Here is a 17257-nt window from a genome sequence, read left to right as displayed (position 1 = left end):
GCGGCGGTGTCAGGCGGGATCCGTCGGCACCCGGGCCCGGCCAGGACGCGTTCGACGCGGTCAGGCCGCCGCGGACGTGCGGGCGGTGTGCCCGCCGGGAGAATCGCCGGGCGGTGCCGGTGAGGCGGCGGCGATCACGTCCTCGAGCACCTCGCGGGTGCGCCGCATCTCGGCGATCTGCCGGTCGATCCGGTCCCGTTCGGCCTGCAGACGCTCGACGAGCAGGGGTGTCGCCTGTTCGCTGGGGCCACCGTCCGAGTCACGCATGCAGGGCAGGAGTTCTCTGAGCCTGGAACTGTTGAGACCGGCGGCGAACAACTCCTGGATCCGGATGACCCTGTCGATCGCGGCCTCCGGATAGGCCCGGTGCCCACCTGAGGTCCGCTCCGCGGGCAGGAGGCCCTGATCGTCGTAGTACCGCAGGGAGCGGATGCTCACCCCGGTACGTGCTGACAGTTCCCCGATCCGCATGTTGGGTCTCCGCTGCCTGACGAACGGTGGACAGCGGCGCCCGATGGTCATGATGGGCGCCGACTTGATTCTCGCACCCATGTGAGGTTTCACCATCGACGGCGTGACCACTGACCACACTCCGTCTGTCAGAACCGACCGCCTTCCGCTCTCTCCGCTGCTCGCTCTGGGCACGGCCGTGTTCATCACCACCCTGACCGAGACGCTCCCTGCCGGGCTCCTCATCGGGATGAGCGCCAGCTTCGACGTGAGCGACTCCGCCATGGGCCAGACCATCACCATCTACGCGGTCGGCACGGTCCTCACGGCCGTTCCGCTGAGCGCGGCCACCGCACACTGGCGGCGCAAGCGACTCCTACTCACCGCCATGGTGGGCTTCCTGGCAGCCAACACGCTCACCGCCCTTGCTCCCAGCTACGCCGTCAGCATGACCGGGAGGTTCCTCGCCGGCGTCTCGGCCGGGGTGGCCTGGGCCCTGCTGGCGGGCTACGCGCGCCGACTCGCCCCGCCCCACCTGGCCGGTCGCGCGATCGCCGTCGCCATGACGGGGATCCCGCTCGCCCTTTCGCTGGGTGTTCCGCTCGGCACCTTCATCGGCCAGGTGTTGAGCTGGCGAGCGGCGTTCGGCCTGATGAGCGTGGCCACCGTGCTCGTCATCGTCTGGATCGTCGCCAGTCTGGCGGACTTCCCCGGAGTGTCCCGGAGGCCCTCGCCGGCGGCCGGTGGCCCGTCGATACTGGCGGCGGCCCGCGTTCCCGGCGTCGCCGCCGTCCTTGCCGTCACCCTGGTGTTCGTCCTCGCGCACACCGTCAACTACGCGTTCATCGCCACCTATCTCGACGATGCCGGCATGGCCGACCGCACGGATCTGGCCCTTCTCGTCTTCGGTCTCGCCTGCCTGGCCAGCATCTGGTTCGTCGGTCGACGCGTCGACCGCAGCCTCCGGCAGCTCACGATCGGTAGTGTCGCGCTGGTCGCCGGCGCCGCGGCGGTGTTCGCCGTCGTCGACTCGCAGGCAGCCATCTATGCGGCCACGGCCGTGTGGGGTCTGGGCTGGGGTGGGGTTCCGACCCTCCTCCAGACGGCGGGCGCGCGGGCGGGAAGTCGCCACAGCACCGCCGCCGCCGAGGGGGCCCAGGCGATGCTGGTCACCCTGTGGAACGCCGCCATGGCGATCGGCGGGAGCATCGGAGGCGTCCTGCTCTCGGTGGGAGGTGTCGGTGCCCTGCCGACCGCCACGGCCCTGCTGAGCCTCCCGGCGCTGCTCGTCGTCGTCCTGGCCCGGGGGCACGCCTTCCCGGCGACCGTCGCCGCGAATCGCGCCGACGAGCCGCGGTCGACGGCACGGCTCGGCTAGCGATCCTGGTGGTCGGACGCGCTCGCTGGCAGCCACCAGGTGGATCGACCGCGGGCGCCGCCGACCAGGCTGCCGATCGTCGCGCCGATCCCGTCGGTCATCGGCACCGGGCCGGGCACGGCCCCGGGGCTCGCCCAGCGGCACGGGCTCCGGGGCGCCGTCGGGGCGGGAGCCGGCCCCGCGCCCGGGCCCTCAGTACGACAGGCCCGGCTGCGGCTGGTTGATCCGCCGGCGACGCAGCATCACCTGCCGCGTACCGTCACGGAACAGCCGCACCCGGGCCAACTCCCATCCGGAGAACTCCGCCTGGATCGCCAGCTGCGCCGCGGCGGTCAACCGGTCGACGTTCGGCGGCAACCGCAGCGGCGCGTATTCGTAGTCCATGGGCACTATGCTGCCCAGCCCGGCGGCCGTCCGCCACCCCCCGCGCGGTGACCCGCGCTGCTGCCCACGCCCGGTTTCCGCCGGCCCGCGCCGGCTGACCGCCAACTCGCCCCTGGCACGCGGCCGGGGTGGGTCAGCCGGCCGGGCTGTTCGCCGCCAGCAGGGCGGCCAGGGCCGGCGCGGCCAGCGCGACCGACCGCGGGGTGCCCGGGTCGACCACCAGCCCCCAGGACCGGTCCGGCCAGTCCGCGAAGAGGTCGGCGCAGGCCAGCGCGACGAACGGCACCCCGTCGCCGGCGAAGGCCGTCAACACCTCCGGCGAGGTGAAGACCGGCAGCAGCGGCGCGCCCGCGGGATCGCTGGCCACCGTCCACGGGAAGTCGGCGTCCGGGCTCGGCTCCGCCGCCAGCGGCACGCACACCGTGGCGCCGGCCAGCACCCCCAGGTAGCCGGGAAGGTCACGCCGACCGGCCGCCTCGGCGAGCAGGTCCACCACCGCCCGCTCCACGGTGCCCGAGGGGTCCGGTCCGCCGCCCGTACCGGCTCCGGCGGTCGGGGCCGGCTCGATCGCGGGGTCCGGGCCGCTCGGTGTCCCGGCCGCCACCGCCCGCCCGCCCGCTGGGGCTGGGACGCCGACCGCCGCCGTCCGGACCGGCAGGTCGGCGGGAGGCGGCGGCGGGGCCGGCTGCCGGGCGGCGGGGACTGGGACCGGCGTCGGCGGCAGGGCGCGGCAGGAGAGCGCGCCCGGGTCGGCGGTGAGCACCTCGGCCGCGGTCCGCGCCACGAACGTGCCGAGCCAGTCGAGCCGCTCCGGGGTACGCGGCGTCTCGTACCACCAGCCGCCGCTGCCGTCGGTCGGACGCTGCCAGCCGAGCGCGGCCAGGCGTGCCTCGTCGTAGCCCGGGCAGTGCAGCCGGACCGTCTCCCGGCGCACCAGCAGGTGCAGCCGGCGCGGACCGGCCGCCAGCTCCAGGTCGGTGTCCCGGTCGCAGCGGGCGAGCGTGTCCCGCAGCCGGTCGACGATCTCCGGCCAGCTCGGCGAGGTCATGCCGGCGAGCCCGGCAGCCGGCCGTCCAGTCGGCCGAGCCGGCCGACGGCCTCCTCCAGCCGGCCCAGCGCGGAGAAGTCGCCCGGCGTGCCGAACAGGTCGGTCAACCCGGCGCCGAGCTTCGCGTCCAGGCCCTCGGTGCGCTCCTCGAACTGCTCCGCCGCGGCGGCCTTGGCCCGCCCGTACGCCTCCAGCACCATCTCCGCCAGCCCGTCGGTGCCGGCGCGCAACGCGGTCGGCGCGAAGCTCAGGTCGGTGAGCGCGCCGGTGGCGTCGACGGTGGCGGTGACCAGGCCGCTCTCGTCGGTGGCCGTGCCGGACAGCTCGGACAGGTCGTCCCGCAGGCCGGCGAAGCGGCGTTCGATGTCGGCGATCCGCCCGGCGAGCGCGTCGAACGCGGACAGCGGGTCAGCCATGAGATTCCTCCCCCGTGGACGGTGGCACCGGGGTGGTGCCCGGCGGCGGGCTGATCGTATCGTCGGTGGGCCGCACGCTACGGGGGAGGAACGGGCGATGCCACCAGACATCGAAGTCGACGTGCACGCGGTCCGTCGACTGGAGACCGCCGCGAAGCAGGTCGCCAGCTCGCTGGCCGCCCTGGAGAGCCGGATCGCCTCGGCCGGCGACATACCGTCGGACGCCTTCGGCCACCTGCCGTTCGCCAGCGACATGCTCCGCGACAAGTACGCCGAGCAGGTCGAGGGCGGGATGGAGCTGTTCCGGTCGGCGCACGACGCGTTCGAGCGGGTGGCCACCGCGCTGGCCGGCACGGCGGAGGCGTACGAGCGCAACGAGCAGGACATCGACGCCGGGTTCAAGGCCATCCAGTCCGGGATGCCCCGATGAGCGGGCCGGCCGCCAGCGCCGTCCAGCTGTGGAACGGCATCGACAACGCGCTCTCCGGCGTGCACGAGGCGGTGGACAGCGTCTGCCGCACCCTGGCCTGGCCGCTGATCCAGCTCGTCGACCTGGTCGACGGCGAGCCGGCGGCGCTGCGCGCCAAGGCCACCGAGTGGGACGCGCTGGCCGCGCAGGTGCGCGAGCTGGCGCAGGGCCACCGCGGCGCCCGCGAGGCCGCCCAGGCCGGGTGGCGGTCGCCGTCCGGTGAGGCGTACGGCCGCCGGATGGCCGAGGTGGAGCAGCAGCTGCTCGACCTCGGCGAGCAGTTCGCCGCCACCGCCGAATACCTGCGGGGCGTCGCCGACGGCCTGCAGACCGTGCACGACGTGCTGGTCGACCTCTGCGTCGAGTTCGTGAACTGGATGCTGGTCACGCTGGTCACCGCGCTGCTGATGGCGCCGTTCACCGCCGGGGCGTCGTGGGCGGCCGGCATGGCGATCACGGTCACCCGCGGCATGATCGTGCTGGCCCGGATGCTCAAGGTGATCCGGCCGCTGGCCGCGCACCTGCAGAAGGTGATCAAGCTGCTCCAGCGGGTGCTCTACTACCTGCGCAAGCTGCGCAGCCACCTGGACAAGCTGGTCGACAAGCAGAAGTGGCTGCGTACCGGCCAGAAGTACGCCGACAAGCGGAGCGCCGCCGGCAAGGCGGACAAGTGGTATCACAAGGTCATGGACCCGGCCAAGGGCCACTACAAGCTGGGCAAGTCCGGCTCGCCGTTCGACCTGGGCACCTTCGAGCGGATGAAGGTGCTGCGCAACGAGGGCATCACCAACGGCGCCCAGACGATCGCCCGCGACTGGGCAACCAACCTGCCGTGGAACGTGCCGAACACGATCGTGCACGGGGTCACCTGGGGCACCGTCGCGGTCACCACCGGCCTCTCGGTGCCCGGCGCCGACCTGGTCGAGGACAAGGTCGACCAGGCGGTCCAGGACGGCGCCGACTGGGTCGACCAGAATGTCTTCGGTCAGCCGCCCGCGCAGCAGCCGGCGGGCCGGTGACTGTCGATCGAGGAGGTGGCGCCGTGAGCGCGAGGAGTGAGCCGGGGTTGCGAGCCCCGCAGTCGCGAACCGAGGTGGCGCCGTGAGCGCGAGGAGTGAGCCGGGGTTGCGAGCCCCGCAGTCGCGAACCGAGGTGGCGCCGTGAGCGCGAGGAGTGAGCCGGTCCTGCGAGCCCCGCAGTCGCGAACCGAGGTGGCGCCGTGAGCGGTGGTGGGCGGGGCCGGCTCGGGCGGCTCACCGAGGCGGTGCTCGGCGGCGCCCGGGCGGCCCGGGACAAGGCCCGCGAGCTGCGCGAAGAGTTCCGTACCAGCGACGAACCCGAGCGCGCCCTGGTCGCGCCGCTGGTGCCGGGGCAGGAGCTGCGCTACGTCGGGCTGGCCCCGGTCCGGGCGCCCGAGGGGCACCGCGCGGGCAGCCAGCTCGTCGACCGGGTGGGCGACGAGATGGCCGAAGCGCTCGACCCCCGGGCGCTGTTCGGGCTGCTCAACATCGTCAACCCGGTGGTCTGGGTGGACGCGGTGATGACCCCGGTGCGGCTGGCCGCGGGCGTGCTTCTGCTCCCCGGCAAGGCCGCCGTGCTCGCGGCGGGCGTGCCCGGCGAGGAGGAGCCGCCGGCCGGGCCGCCGCAGCAGGCGCCGGCCCGGGAACCGCTGCCGCTGACCGAGGAGCAGGAGGCGTTCCGGGCGCTGTTCCGGCTCAGCCGGTACCGGCCGCTGGCCGACCAGCTCGCCGAGATCGCCTACCGGCGGCGGTACGTCTTCAGCGGCGACCTCGCCACCCTCGCCGGCAGCCTGCTGCTCTTCCTGGAGCGCTACACCGGCACCCCGCTCGCGGTGACCGACACCCACCTGCACCTGCTGCGGATGGGCCGCCGCCCGGACGAGGGCCGGCCGGACAAGCGCCAGCCCCGGCTGCTGTGGAGCGTGGAACGCAGCCGGATCGTCCGGATCGACTGCGATCACGGCGGTGCGCGGCTGATGCACTTCCCGTCGACCATCGTGTTCGACGACGGGTCGTGGATCCGGGTCGTCAATCCGGCGACCCGAGACGACCAGAACCGGTTCCTCGCCGCCGTCCGGGAGATCCCCGGCCAGCGCCCGCCCGGCTGACCGCACCGGCGACGCCGGTCAGCCGTCCCGCTCCGGGTAGCCGACCGGCACCGAGGACACGTCGTCCAGCGCGGTGGTGATCTCCTCCGGCAACGTCATCCGTTCCACCTGCAGCGCCCCCAGCAGCTGCCCGACGGTCCGGGCGCCGAGGATCGGCGCCACCACCCCGGGGCGGTCGCGGATCCAGGCCAGCGCCACCTCCAGCGGCGACACCCCGAGCCCGCCGGCCGCGGTGGCCACCGCCTCCACGATGCTGGAGCAGCGCGGCTCCAGGTAGGTGGCGACGAACCGCTCGAAGTGCGGCGACGCCGCCCGGGAGTCGGCCGGCCGGCCGTGCCGGTACTTGCCGGTCAGCACCCCGCGGCCCAGCGGCGACCAGGGCAGCACGCCCAGCCCGAGCGCCTCGCAGGCCGGCAGCACCTCCCGCTCCACGCCCCGCTCCAGCAGCGAGTACTCCACCTGCGCGGCCACCACCGGGGCCCGCCCCGGCCAGGCGGCCTGCCAGGTGGCGGCGCGGGCGGTCTGCCAGCCGGAGAAGTTCGACACCCCGACGTAGCGGACCCGGCCACTGGCCACCGCGTGGTCCAACGCCGACAGGGTTTCCTCCAGCGGGGTGTCCGGGTCGTAGCCGTGCACCTGGAACAGGTCGACGTGGTCGGTGCCGAGCCGGCGCAGCGAGGCGTCGAGCGTACGCAGCAGGTGCCCGCGCGAGCCGTCCCGCCGGCGGCCGCTGCCCGGCCGCAACCCCGCCTTGGTGGCGATCAGCAACTCGTCGCGGGGGACCAGGGTGCCCAGCAGCGAACCGATCACCGACTCGGCGTCGCCGTCGCCGTAGACGTCGGCGGTGTCGACCAGGTTGCCGCCCGCGTCGAGGTAACTCTTCAGCTGGGCGGCCGCATCGTCGGCGTCGGTGTCCCGGCCCCAGGTCATGGTGCCGAGAGCGAGCCGCGAAACCGCCAGCCCGCTTCGGCCGAGCGGTCGCTGTTGCATGGGTGAACCTTATTTCGAACCGGGCCCGGACGGATATCCTCGCTTGGCCGTCAAGTCTGCCGCCCCGGGCCGGTGTCCGCTCGGCCCGGTGCCGGCTGGCCCCCCGGCCGGCCGGGCCGCGCCATCCGCCCGACCCGCCGACCGGCCGGACGCCGAGGTCGCGGCGATTCCGGTGAGCCGGTGATCGGCCCCGTGTCCGGCATTGCGTAACCTGGTGCGACCTGTGGTGCGGATGGGGGAGGACCAGTGCGACTCGGGCTCAGCCTCGGATACCAGACGGCGTGGAGCACGCCGGCCGACCACCTGGCCCTGGCCCAGGAGGCGGACCGGCTCGGCTACTCGGTGGTGTGGGCGGCGGAGGCCTACGGCTCCGACTCGCCGAGCATGCTCGCCTGGATGGCCGGCCAGACCGAGCGGATCGACGTGGGCGCCGCGGTGATGCAGATCCCCGCCCGTACCCCGGCGATGACCGCGATGACCGCGGCGACCATCGACGCCCTCTCCGGCGGCCGGTTCCGGCTCGGCCTGGGCGTGTCCGGCCCGCAGGTCTCCGAGGGCTGGCACGGCGTACGGTTCGCCAAGCCGCTGGCCCGCACCCGCGAGTACGTGGACATCGTGAAGCTGGCCGTGGCGCGCAAGGAGGTCGCCTACGACGGCGAGTTCTACACGCTGCCGCTGCCGGACGGCCCCGGCAAGGCGCTCCGGCTCGGCTTCCACCCGCCGCGCGAGCACATCCCGATCTACCTGGCCGCGGTCGGCCCGAAGAACCTGGAACTGGCCGGGGAGATCGCGGACGGCTGGCTGGCCGTCTTCTACTCGCCGGAGTTCGCCGAGGAGCAGCTGGCGTCCGTCCGGGCCGGGCGGGCGAAGGTCGGCAAGGAACTGGCCGGCTTCGACGTGGTCCCGTCCGTACCGGTGGTCGTCGGCGACGACATCGCCACCTGCGCCGAACTGGTCCGCTGGTACGCCGCGCTCTACGTGGGCGGCATGGGCAGCCGGCAGCAGAACTTCTACAACCAGCTGGCCACCCGGATGGGGTACGGCGACGCCGCCCGCGAGGTGCAGGACCTCTACCTCGCCAAGCGGCAGCGCGACGCGGCCGCCGCGGTGCCGATGGAGTTCATCGACCGCACCTCGCTGCTCGGACCGAAGGATCGCATCGCCGAGCGGATGCGGGAGTACGCCGCCGCCGGCGTCACCACCCTGTCGGTGAGCCTGTTCGCCGCCGACCGGGACAGCGGGGTGCAGACCCTGCGTACCGTCGCCGAAGCGTTCGACCTCGCCGGAGTCGGCGAGTGACCTGGGTCGAAGCCATCGTCCTGGGCATCGTCCAGGGATTGACGGAGTTCCTTCCGGTCAGCTCGTCCGGGCACCTGCGGATCACCTCCGCGATCTTCTTCGACCGGGACGCCGGAGCGTCGTTCACCGCGGTGACCCAGCTGGGCACCGAGGCGGCGGTGCTGATCTACTTCGCCAAGGACATCTGGCGGATCACCCGGACGTGGCTGGTCGGGATCAGGGACAAGTCGGTCCGCTCCAGCCTCGACTACCGGATGGGCTGGTACGTGATCGTCGGCTCGATCCCGATCGGGCTGTTCGGCTTCCTGTTCAAGGACCAGATCCGTACCGCCGGCCGGAACCTCTGGCTGGTCGCCACCACGCTGATCGTCTTCGCGTTCGTCCTCGCGTTCGCCGAGTACTGGGGCCGGCAGACCCGGACCCTGCAGAACTTCCGGATGAGCGACGGCGTGGTGATGGGCTTCGCCCAGGCGATGGCGCTGATCCCCGGGGTGTCCCGCTCCGGCGGCACACTCACCGCCGGGCTGCTGCTCAACCTGACCCGCGAGGCGGCGGCCCGGTACTCGTTCCTGCTGGCCATCCCAGCCGTGGTGATGTCCGGGGTCTTCAGCATCGGTGACGTCTTCGAGCCAGCCGCACCGGGCACCTCGGCACCGTCGGTCGCCCAGATGATCGTGGCCACGATCATCGCGTTCGCCATCGGCTACGCGGCCATCGCCTGGCTGCTGCGCTACGTCGCCCACCACACCCTGTACGTCTTCGTGCTCTACCGGGTCGCGCTGGGCACCCTGGTCCTCGCCCTGCTGATGACCGGCACCATCAGCGCCACCTGAGCGTCCGGGCTACCCACGACGGCCCCCGGCACCGAGCGGTGCCCGGGGGCCGTCGCCGTCACACCCTCCGGGCATCCGGCGCCGGTCCCGGCCGCCAGGCGTGTGGTCGCATCTTCGCCGCGTCTCTCCGTGGCCAGGTGCCGCGGGTCCTGGAGACAGCACCGCCCCCGCGGCTTTGTGGGCTGCGGGGGCGGTGCTGGGGTGTCGGTGTGCAGGTCGCCTCTCGGCGAGTGGCGCGACGCGGCTCCAGCCGGACGGTATTCCGCGAAGGCTATAGAGGTGAGGCCCGGGGACACTGAGTCACACCGACACTGGTTTCAACCGGGTGGTGGGTTGGGTTGTTCCCGCTTGGTGCCGATCGGCTGCTGTGCGGGTGCGGACCGGGCTGCGGGTCCGTCGGCTGGGGTGCAGCGGCCGGCCTGCTGCGTGGAAGTTGGGGTTTGGGGTGTGGCCCGCCAGGCCCGGCTCCGGGCGGTCAGGCTTGATCCCTGCGCCGGGCACGGCGGGCCACACCCCCGTCCCGGTCGAGCCCCGGACGCTGGTCGCGGTCGTGGGTCGGTGCCTCGCGCTGCCCGTGCGGAGAGGCGCCGGCCGTGACGGGTGCTCGGACATGCCGCGGGGCCGGCGCCCGGTGGTGGGTGTCGGCCCTGCCGGTGGTTGGTAATGCTGCTGGCCGGCACCCACGGGTGCCGGCCAGCAGTTTCCCTGTGAGGAAAGTGTTTGTTCGGTTGGGTCAGCTGTTCCAGTGCTCGGCGACGAGGTCGGCGGCCTGCTGTTCCCATTGGGCGTAGTGGTCCGGGTAGGCCGACACCTGCACGGTCTGCGCGGCGACGGTCAGGGGCATGTCCTGCCACCCGTCGACCTGCTTGAGGCCCTTCAGGAACGCCGTGGTCGAGTACTCGGGGTCGGTGATCTGCTCCACCGTGCCCCACCCGCTCGACGGGCGCTGCTGGAACAGGCCCTGCGAGTCGTGGTCGTTGCGCTCGCCCAGGTGACCCAGGTTCTCCAGCTTCGACTCCTGCAGGCTGGTGGCGATGGCCACCACGGCGGCGCGCTCGTCCATGTCGGACTTCTTCGTCGCCGCGATGATCGCCTTCACATTCGCGACCTGCTCGTCGTTGAGGTCGATGCGCGACTGCTCACCCGGGTTCCGCAGTTCGTAGACACATGAGCTCGGTCCGTCTCGGGTTTGTGCTGGTTACGGGCCTGCGGTTGGCCGGGATCCGGTGTACGGGGTCGAAAGTGTGGTAACACGACTGGAAGGCTTTCCCTTGTCTGGTTAGGCATGTCGTGGTTTGCTCGTGGTCATGTATCTGCGGTTCACGTCGCGGACCAACGCCGACGGCAGGGTGGTGCGTTACGTGGCCCTGGCCCACAACCGGCGGGTGGACGGGCGGACCAAGCCCGACGTGTTGATGAACCTCGGCCGCGTGGACCGCCTCGACGTCGAGGGGCTGCGCCGGCTGGCCGCGTCGATCAACAAGCACTTCGGCGACGTCGACGTGCTCGGCGATGCCGCCGAGGCGGGGCTTGCCGCGGGCACGGCCCCCCTCGAAGTCATCGACGCCCGACCGATCGGGGCGACGTGGCTGCTGGACGGGCTGTGGCGGCGGCTGGACGTCGCCGCGGCGGTGCGCGCCGCAACGGACGGGCGCCGGTTCACCACGAACATGGAACGGGTGCTGTTCGCGCTGGTCGCCAACCGGGCGGTCGCGCCGATGAGCAAGCTGTCGGCCGCCGAGTGGGTCCGCGAGGACGCCCTGATCAGTGGCCTGCCGGCGATGGATGAGGACCACGCGTACCGGGCGATGGACCTGCTCATCGATGCCGACACCGCCGGCCGGGTGCAGGAAGCGGTGTTCTTCGCCGTGGCCAACCTGCTCAACCTTGAGGTGGACCTGCTGTTCTTCGACACCACCAGCACCTACTTCGAACGCGATGGCGAAGACGACGGCGACGACGCGTTCCGCCGGTTCGGGCACTCCAAGGACCACCGCGGTGACCTGCCGCAGATCGTCATCGGCCTGGCGGTGACGAAGGAAGGCATCCCGGTGCGGGTCTGGTGCTGGCCCGGCAACACCAACGACCAGCAGGTCCTCGCCGAGGTCAAAGATGACATGCGCGACTGGCGGCTCGGCCGCGTCATCACCGTGGTCGACCGTGGCTTCTCCTCCGCGGACAACCTGGCCTACCTGCGCCGAGCCGGCGGGCACTACATCGCCGGGATGCGCATGCGCGACGGCAACCCCCTCGTCGACCAGGTCCTGTCCCGCCAAGGCCGCTACCAGCAGGTCCGCGACAACCTGCGCGTCAAGGAAGTCACCGTGCAGGGGCAGGACGCCCGGTTCGTCATCTGCCACAACCCCGAGCAGGCCGAACGTGACAAGCAGCTGCGCGACGACGCCATCGCCCGCATCAACGCCGAGCTCGCCCGGATAGCCGAGCAACGCCGGCGGGACGCCACGCGCCCACCCGGTGACAAGACCCGCAAGCGCAACGAGGCCGCGCACCTACGCGCCGAGTGCGCCCTACGTGACCACCCGAGCCTGGGCCGCTGGCTGATCCAGCAGCCGAACGGACGCCTGAAGGTCAACAACGCCAAGGTCAAGACCGAGTCCCGCCTGGACGGCAAGTACCTCATCGCCACCTCGGACCCGCACATCAGCACCGAGGACGTCGCCCTGGGCTACAAGAACCTCCTGGAAGCCGAACGCGGCTTCCGCGACCTGAAGTCCGACCTGCTGCTCCGCCCGGTCTTCCACCGCCTCGAACACCGCATCCGCGCCCACGTGCTCATCTGCTGGCTCGCCCTGCTCCTGACCCGCGTCGCGGAACGCGCCACCGGCCTTCCCTGGCGAAACATCAACCGGCAACTCGGGCGAATCGCGCAGGTAACCCTCGCCGGTCCCGCCGGCACCGTCGTGCAGACCACCCCACTCAAGCCCGAACAGAAGGCCATCTACCAGGCACTTTCCATCCAGCCACCGCCCCGCGTCACCACATTCGACCCCACATAACCAAGATCAAAGAACATGCCAAGGGCGTGGACACACGACTCTCTCTAGACATGCATCAATCTTCGCTGCTCAACGCCCAGATTCCGATGATCGTTTGACCACAAACTGCGGAACCCGGGGCTCACCCTGCACCCCGTGCGGGATCAGCTTGCCCATGTCCGGCTTGTCAGCCTGCACCGCAACCGCAGCGACCGGCTTGACGGCCTCGACCGGGCCGGTGTCGGCGTGGGTGGTGGGGCCAGCGGCGATGCCACCGGCGAAAGCCAGACCAGCAATACCCAGAACGCTCTTCCGCATGATCGTGTTCATCACACAGCTCCTTCCGGGGGATAACGCCACCAGCCCAAGGGGGGACAGGCCGATAGGGCGCAAGCACCATCAGGCGCTCAGAAAGACTCGAGAGAAAACATGGCACTCTGACCGGGCGGGGGCGCCCGTGGTGCCAAAATGCCGGCCGAACCAGTAGGGCGGGGGTGCCCTACGCGGTGCCGGACTGGGTAACGACCGCCAGCCCGCCATCATTCCGGGGCCAAAACCCTCATCCGCCGGGTGCCGGGCGGGGCGTTGCTGCGATCGCCGGGTGATGTAACGACCGGCCGCCCGCCATCATTCCGCGAACCCAGGACCCCGGGCCGGCCCTGCCGGCCACGTGCCCCTGCTCGATCGTCCGCATGATGTAACGCCCCCGACCAGGCCCCGATTCCACCACCCGGATGCCACCAACCACACCCACAAACCCGACAAACACCCCACCGACCGCATCCCAGCAAACGCCCACCCCGGAGGCTGGGCGGAAACGAGCGTGATACCTCAGCGGCATATCGATGACTCAGAGGTATCACCGTCCCGGACACCATGCCCAGCCCCCGACGACACACCCGACCCGACCAGCCACCGAACCCACTGGACCGAGCGGACCCGGACCACCACCAACGGTGGCGCACACCGTGACCACACGAACAGAGCCGGACCACGGCGCGGGAGTGGCCCGCCGGGACCGGCGCAGGGACCAAGCCTGACCACCCGAACCAGTCACGGCAGGCCACACCCGGACCGCAACCACCCACCCACCGCAAGCGAACGATGCGCCACCTCAGCAACGGCCGCACCAAGCCATACCAGCCAGGCCCGGAACCGGCCGGACCGAGCGGGCAGTGGGTCGCGCCGAACGCTGACCCGTGGGTGGCGGACGGCGGTGGAGGTCCACACCCCAGGCCCTAGGGTGGTGACCGTGGCGACCCTTCTGCTTCTGCGACACGGCCGGACGACCGCGAACGCGGACGGTGGGCTGGCCGGCCGCCAGCCGGTCGAGCTCGACGACACCGGCCGGGCCCAGGCGACCGCGGTCGGCGAGCGGCTCCGGGCGGTGCCGCTGGCGGCGGTGGTGACCAGCCCGTTGATCCGGTGCCGGCAGACCCTCGAGCTGGCGCTGCCGGAGGCGACCCCGATGGTCGAGGAGGGCCTGATCGAGTGCGGCTACGGCAGCTGGGAGGGGCAGCCGCTGAAGAAGCTCGCCAAGGAGCCGCTCTGGCCGGTGGTCCAGCATCACCCCAGCGCGGCGGTCTTCCCGGAGGGGGAGGCGATGGCGGCGATGGCGGCCCGGGCGGTCGCGGCGGTGCGATCCTGGGACGCCCGGGTCACCGCCGAGCACGGCCCGGAGGCGGTCTGGCTGGCGTGCAGCCACGGCGACGTGATCAAGGCGATCGTGGCGGACGCGCTGGGCGTACATCTCGATCTGTTTCAGCGGATCGTGGCGGACCCGGCGTCGGTGACCGCGATCCGCTACACGCCGGTGCGCCCGTTCCTGCTGCGGCTCAACGACACCGGCGGCGACCTGGCCGGTCTGGTGCCGCCGCCGCGCAAGCGGCGCCGGCGGGCGGCCCGGGCGGCCGACTCGGACGCCGTGGTCGGCGGGGGAGCGGGGGCGACGCGGTGAGCCCGGCCGGACCAGGGCCGACCCGGCGGTACGGCGGGGGCGCCGGCGCGAGGGTGATTCGGGGTGTCGGTGGGGTGCGCGTTGCCGTTGCGGGCCGGATAGGGTCGTGGGTATGACCCACCAGGTGCACGCCTTCGAGCCGCCGGAGCGGTTCGTCGCCGGGACCGTCGGGCCGCCGGGGGATCGCACGTTCTTCCTCCAGGCGCGCGGCGGTGGCCGGCTGGTCAGCGTCGCGCTGGAGAAGGTCCAGGTGTCGTTGCTGGCCGAGAAGCTGGAGGAGTTGCTCTCCGAGGCGCAGCGCCGGTTCGGGGTCGAGCTGCCCGAGCCGGCCACCGGTGTCGGCGACAACGACCCGCTGGACACGCCGGTCGACGAGGAGTTCCGGGTCGGCACCCTCGGGCTGGCCTTCGACGTGGACACCGCCACCGTGGTGATCGAGGCGATCGCCGCCGGTGAGGCGGAGGCCGAGGTCGAGTTGGGTGAGCCCGACGACGAGGACTCCGACGACGACGAGCCCGACGACGACCTCGACCGGCTCCGGGTGCGGCTGACCCCGGAGGCGACGCGGCAGTTCATCGAACGGGCCCGGCGGGTGGTCAACGCCGGCCGGCCGCCTTGCCCGCTCTGCGGTCAGCCGCTGGATCCCGCGGGCCACCTCTGCCCGCGGCACAACGGTTACCACCGGTGACGTCGTCCGGTCTGCAACCCCGCCAGGACGGCGACGCCGCGCTCCGGCTGCTCCGCGACGGCGCGCTCGACCTCGAGGGCCGGCTGGTGGACGCCTCGAACACCACCCTGCGGGGGATCCTCACCCTGGACGGGGTGACCGCCCGATGCGTGTACAAGCCGGTGCGGGGCGAGCGCCCGCTCTGGGACTTCCCGGACGGCACGCTGGCCGGTCGGGAGGTGGCCGCGTACCTGGTCTCCCGAGCCACCGGCTGGGGCCTGGTGCCGCCGACCGTGCTGCGTGACGGCCCGTTCGGGCCGGGCTCGTGCCAGCTCTGGATCGACGAGCCGGCCGACGCGGAGCCGCTGGTCGGCTTCGTGCCGGCCGCCGCGCTGCCGCCGCGCTGGTTCCCGATCGCCGCCGCCCGCGACGACGACGGCACCCCGTACGCGCTGGCGCACGCCGACGACCCGCGGCTGGCCCGGCTCGTGGTGCTCGACGCCGTGATCAACAACGCCGACCGCAAGGGCGGCCACGTGCTGGTCGGCCCGGACGACCGGATCTACGGCGTGGATCACGGGGTGAGCTTCCACGTCGATGAGAAGCTGCGCACGGTGCTCTGGGGCTGGGCCGGCCGGCAGTTGCCGGCGGACGCCGTGGAGATGCTCGACGCGCTCGCCGGGCAGGTCGCCGGGGCCCTCGGCGCCGAACTGGCCGACCACCTGACGATCACCGAGATCGCCGAACTGGCCGCCCGGATCGACCGGCTGCGCGACACCGGCCGGTTCCCGCAGCCGCCCCAGGACTGGCCGGCGGTGCCCTGGCCGCCCATGTGAGCCGCTGTCGTGATGATCACCCCGGTGCTCGTCCAGCCCTGTCGTACCGCTGGTTAGGCTGGCAATCATGGAGTCTTGGGCGGGACATGAGGTGCCGCGGCTGCCCGGCAGGGGCGGGCCGCTGGCGTTGTTCGACTCGGCACGGCAGGGGGTTCACCCGAGCGACCCGGACGGCACGGCGAGCATGTACGTCTGCGGCATCACCCCGTACGACGCCACCCACCTCGGTCACGCCGCCACCATGATCACGTTCGACCTGGTCCAGCGGGTGTGGCGGGACGCCGGCCTGACCGTGAAGTACGTGCAGAACGTCACCGACATCGACGACCCGCTGCTGGAGCGAGCGGCCCGCGACGGGGAGGACTGGAAGGTCCTCGCGATGCGGGAGACCGCGCTGTTCCGGGAGGACATGGAGGCGCTGCGGATGATCCCGCCGGCGCACTACGTGGGCGCGATCGAGTCGATCCCGGACATCGTCGAGAAGGTCCTGATGCTGCTCAAGGACGGTGCCGCGTACCGGCTGGAGGACGGCACCGGCGACGTCTACTTCGACATCACCGCGGCGCCCCGGTTCGGCTACGAGTCGAACCTGTCCCGCGAGCAGATGCTGGAGATCTTCCCGGAGCGCGGCGGCGACCCGGAGCGGGCCGGCAAGCGTGACCCGCTCGACCCGCTGCTCTGGCGGGGTGCCCGCGAGGGGGAGCCGTCCTGGCCGGGCGGCGAGCTGGGTCCGGGCCGCCCGGGCTGGCACATCGAGTGCGCGGTGATCGCGCTGGGCCTGCTCGGCGACCGGATCGACGTGCAGGGCGGCGGCAACGACCTGCTCTTCCCGCACCACGAGTGTTCCGCCGCGCACGCCGAGCGGCTCACCGGCGAGGCGCCGTTCGCGACGCACTACACGCACGCCGGCATGATCGGCCTGGACGGCGAGAAGATGTCGAAGTCTCGGGGCAACCTGGTCTTCGTCTCCCGGTTGCGGGCCGACCAGGTGGATCCGATGGCGGTGCGGCTGGCGCTGCTGTCCGGGCACTACCGCGCCGACCGGTCCTGGACCGACGACCTGCTCACCACGGCCCAGGAGCGGCTGGCCCGCTGGCGGCGGGCCGCCGCCGCGCCGGCCGGGCCGTCCGGCGCCGAGTTCCTGGCCGGCGTACGCGCGCGCCTCGCCGACGACCTGGACACTCCCGGGGTGCTGGCGCTGGCCGACGCCTGGGCGGAGCAGGCACTCGCCGGCACCGCCGACGACGCGGCCGCCCCGTCCCTGTTCGCCGACACCCTCGACGCCCTCCTCGGCATCCGCCTCTGACCCACCCCACCCCCTGCTCGTCGAGCATGAAGCTGTTGCCGCGACACGCCGAGGTGGCAGGCAACAACTTCATGATCGACCGGACCGGCTCCGGGGGAGG

General features: G+C 72.5%; 16 protein-coding genes and 2 pseudogenes. 11 read left to right on the top strand and 7 right to left on the bottom strand.

Annotated elements, in window-relative coordinates; genetic code table 11:
- Positions 1-60: 60 nt before the first annotated feature.
- Positions 61-582: a MerR family transcriptional regulator gene (locus FHX32_RS15450; protein WP_486481117.1), complete on the bottom strand. Its 522-nt coding sequence runs from the start codon at positions 580-582 to the stop codon at positions 61-63.
- Here FHX32_RS15450 and FHX32_RS15445 point away from each other — a divergent pair.
- The gene (locus tag FHX32_RS15445) at positions 575-1828 is read left to right on the top strand and encodes an MFS transporter (RefSeq protein WP_167183023.1); all 1254 of its coding nucleotides are present in this window, start codon (positions 575-577) and stop codon (positions 1826-1828) included. The two genes, FHX32_RS15450 and FHX32_RS15445, sit on opposite strands and share 8 nt — an antisense overlap.
- Before the next feature lie 192 nt (positions 1829-2020).
- Here the strand turns inward: FHX32_RS15445 and FHX32_RS15440 are convergent, their stop codons facing one another.
- The 3 genes from FHX32_RS15440 to FHX32_RS15430 form a co-directional block, all read right to left on the bottom strand.
- Complete coding sequence (locus FHX32_RS15440) at positions 2021-2212, bottom strand: DUF5703 family protein (protein WP_088993715.1); 192 nt, start codon at positions 2210-2212, stop codon at positions 2021-2023.
- 133 nt (positions 2213-2345) lie between these two features.
- The gene (locus tag FHX32_RS15435; RefSeq protein WP_167183020.1) at positions 2346-3260 is read right to left on the bottom strand and encodes an SseB family protein; all 915 of its coding nucleotides are present in this window, start codon (positions 3258-3260) and stop codon (positions 2346-2348) included.
- Positions 3257-3676, bottom strand: coding sequence for a YbaB/EbfC family nucleoid-associated protein (locus FHX32_RS15430; RefSeq protein WP_088993717.1), 420 nt, complete (start codon positions 3674-3676; stop codon positions 3257-3259). The genes FHX32_RS15435 and FHX32_RS15430 overlap by 4 nt, the downstream gene beginning before the upstream one ends.
- 97 nt (positions 3677-3773) lie before the next feature.
- Between FHX32_RS15430 and FHX32_RS15425 the strand changes: the two genes are divergently transcribed.
- From FHX32_RS15425 to FHX32_RS15415, 3 genes are all read left to right on the top strand, one after another.
- Positions 3774-4106: a hypothetical protein gene (locus FHX32_RS15425; protein ID WP_167183016.1), complete on the top strand. Its 333-nt coding sequence runs from the start codon at positions 3774-3776 to the stop codon at positions 4104-4106.
- Positions 4103-5164 (top strand): hypothetical protein, encoded by a 1062-nt coding sequence (locus FHX32_RS15420; protein ID WP_167183014.1) that lies wholly within the window; start codon positions 4103-4105, stop codon positions 5162-5164. Before FHX32_RS15425 ends, FHX32_RS15420 begins: the two co-directional genes overlap by 4 nt.
- 200 nt (positions 5165-5364) lie before the next feature.
- A complete protein-coding gene (locus tag FHX32_RS15415; RefSeq protein WP_167183011.1) occupies positions 5365-6273 on the top strand; it encodes a hypothetical protein in 909 nt (302 codons plus the stop codon).
- 18 nt (positions 6274-6291) lie between these two features.
- Here the strand turns inward: FHX32_RS15415 and FHX32_RS15410 are convergent, their stop codons facing one another.
- Positions 6292-7263, bottom strand: a complete 972-nt coding sequence (locus tag FHX32_RS15410) for an aldo/keto reductase (protein ID WP_088993721.1) — start codon at positions 7261-7263, stop codon at positions 6292-6294.
- A 246-nt stretch (positions 7264-7509) separates the two neighbouring features.
- Between FHX32_RS15410 and FHX32_RS15405 the strand changes: the two genes are divergently transcribed.
- Positions 7510-8562 carry an LLM class F420-dependent oxidoreductase gene (locus FHX32_RS15405; protein WP_167183008.1) on the top strand — a complete coding sequence of 351 codons (1053 nt, stop codon included), beginning with the start codon at positions 7510-7512 and terminating at the stop codon, positions 8560-8562.
- Positions 8559-9395: an undecaprenyl-diphosphate phosphatase gene (locus tag FHX32_RS15400; RefSeq protein ID WP_167183005.1), complete on the top strand. Its 837-nt coding sequence runs from the start codon at positions 8559-8561 to the stop codon at positions 9393-9395. Before FHX32_RS15405 ends, FHX32_RS15400 begins: the two co-directional genes overlap by 4 nt.
- 733 nt (positions 9396-10128) lie before the next feature.
- On the opposite strand, the pseudogene FHX32_RS15395 reads toward FHX32_RS15400, so the two are convergent.
- Positions 10129-10539, bottom strand: a pseudogene (locus FHX32_RS15395) (hypothetical protein); the annotation flags it as partial.
- A gap of 163 nt (positions 10540-10702) precedes the next feature.
- On the opposite strand from FHX32_RS15395, the gene FHX32_RS15390 reads away from it, so the two are divergent.
- Positions 10703-12412, top strand: a complete 1710-nt coding sequence (locus tag FHX32_RS15390; RefSeq protein ID WP_109903628.1) for an IS1634 family transposase — start codon at positions 10703-10705, stop codon at positions 12410-12412.
- A 120-nt stretch (positions 12413-12532) separates the two neighbouring features.
- Here the strand turns inward: FHX32_RS15390 and FHX32_RS15385 are convergent.
- Positions 12533-12721: pseudogene (locus tag FHX32_RS15385) on the bottom strand (hypothetical protein); the annotation flags it as partial.
- Positions 12722-13634: 913 nt separating this feature from the next.
- Here FHX32_RS15385 and FHX32_RS15380 point away from each other — a divergent pair.
- The 4 genes from FHX32_RS15380 (at position 13635) to mshC (ending at position 17157) form a co-directional block, all read left to right on the top strand.
- On the top strand, positions 13635-14348 hold the full coding sequence (locus FHX32_RS15380) for an MSMEG_4193 family putative phosphomutase (protein WP_167183002.1): 714 nt from the start codon (positions 13635-13637) through the stop codon (positions 14346-14348).
- Positions 14349-14460: 112 nt separating this feature from the next.
- A complete protein-coding gene (locus FHX32_RS15375) occupies positions 14461-15036 on the top strand; it encodes a DUF3090 domain-containing protein (protein ID WP_167182999.1) in 576 nt (191 codons plus the stop codon).
- Positions 15033-15851, top strand: a complete 819-nt coding sequence (locus FHX32_RS15370; RefSeq protein WP_167182996.1) for an SCO1664 family protein — start codon at positions 15033-15035, stop codon at positions 15849-15851. Before FHX32_RS15375 ends, FHX32_RS15370 begins: the two co-directional genes overlap by 4 nt.
- A 67-nt stretch (positions 15852-15918) precedes the next feature.
- Positions 15919-17157 carry a cysteine--1-D-myo-inosityl 2-amino-2-deoxy-alpha-D-glucopyranoside ligase gene (gene mshC, locus FHX32_RS15365; protein ID WP_167182993.1) on the top strand — a complete coding sequence of 413 codons (1239 nt, stop codon included), beginning with the start codon at positions 15919-15921 and terminating at the stop codon, positions 17155-17157.
- Positions 17158-17257: the final 100 nt, after the last annotated feature.

The organism is Micromonospora sp. CNZ280 (assembly GCF_011759515.1).
The sequence above is the reverse complement of the archived record's forward strand: the minus strand, read 5'-3'. Positions and strand labels throughout refer to the sequence as shown.

Excerpts from the sequence above, each read along its gene's own strand:
- FHX32_RS15410 (WP_088993721.1), bottom strand. The coding sequence starts at position 7,263 with ATGCAACAGCGACCGCTCGGCCGAAGCGGGCTGGCGGTTTCGCGGCTC.
- FHX32_RS15390 (WP_109903628.1), top strand. The coding sequence starts at position 10,703 with ATGTATCTGCGGTTCACGTCGCGGACCAACGCCGACGGCAGGGTGGTG.
- FHX32_RS15375 (WP_167182999.1), top strand. The coding sequence starts at position 14,461 with ATGACCCACCAGGTGCACGCCTTCGAGCCGCCGGAGCGGTTCGTCGCC.
- FHX32_RS15430 (WP_088993717.1), bottom strand. The coding sequence starts at position 3,676 with ATGGCTGACCCGCTGTCCGCGTTCGACGCGCTCGCCGGGCGGATCGCC.
- mshC (WP_167182993.1), top strand. The coding sequence starts at position 15,919 with ATGGAGTCTTGGGCGGGACATGAGGTGCCGCGGCTGCCCGGCAGGGGC.
- FHX32_RS15435 (WP_167183020.1), bottom strand. The coding sequence starts at position 3,260 with ATGACCTCGCCGAGCTGGCCGGAGATCGTCGACCGGCTGCGGGACACG.
- FHX32_RS15440 (WP_088993715.1), bottom strand. The coding sequence starts at position 2,212 with ATGGACTACGAATACGCGCCGCTGCGGTTGCCGCCGAACGTCGACCGG.
- FHX32_RS15425 (WP_167183016.1), top strand. The coding sequence starts at position 3,774 with ATGCCACCAGACATCGAAGTCGACGTGCACGCGGTCCGTCGACTGGAG.
- FHX32_RS15420 (WP_167183014.1), top strand. The coding sequence starts at position 4,103 with ATGAGCGGGCCGGCCGCCAGCGCCGTCCAGCTGTGGAACGGCATCGAC.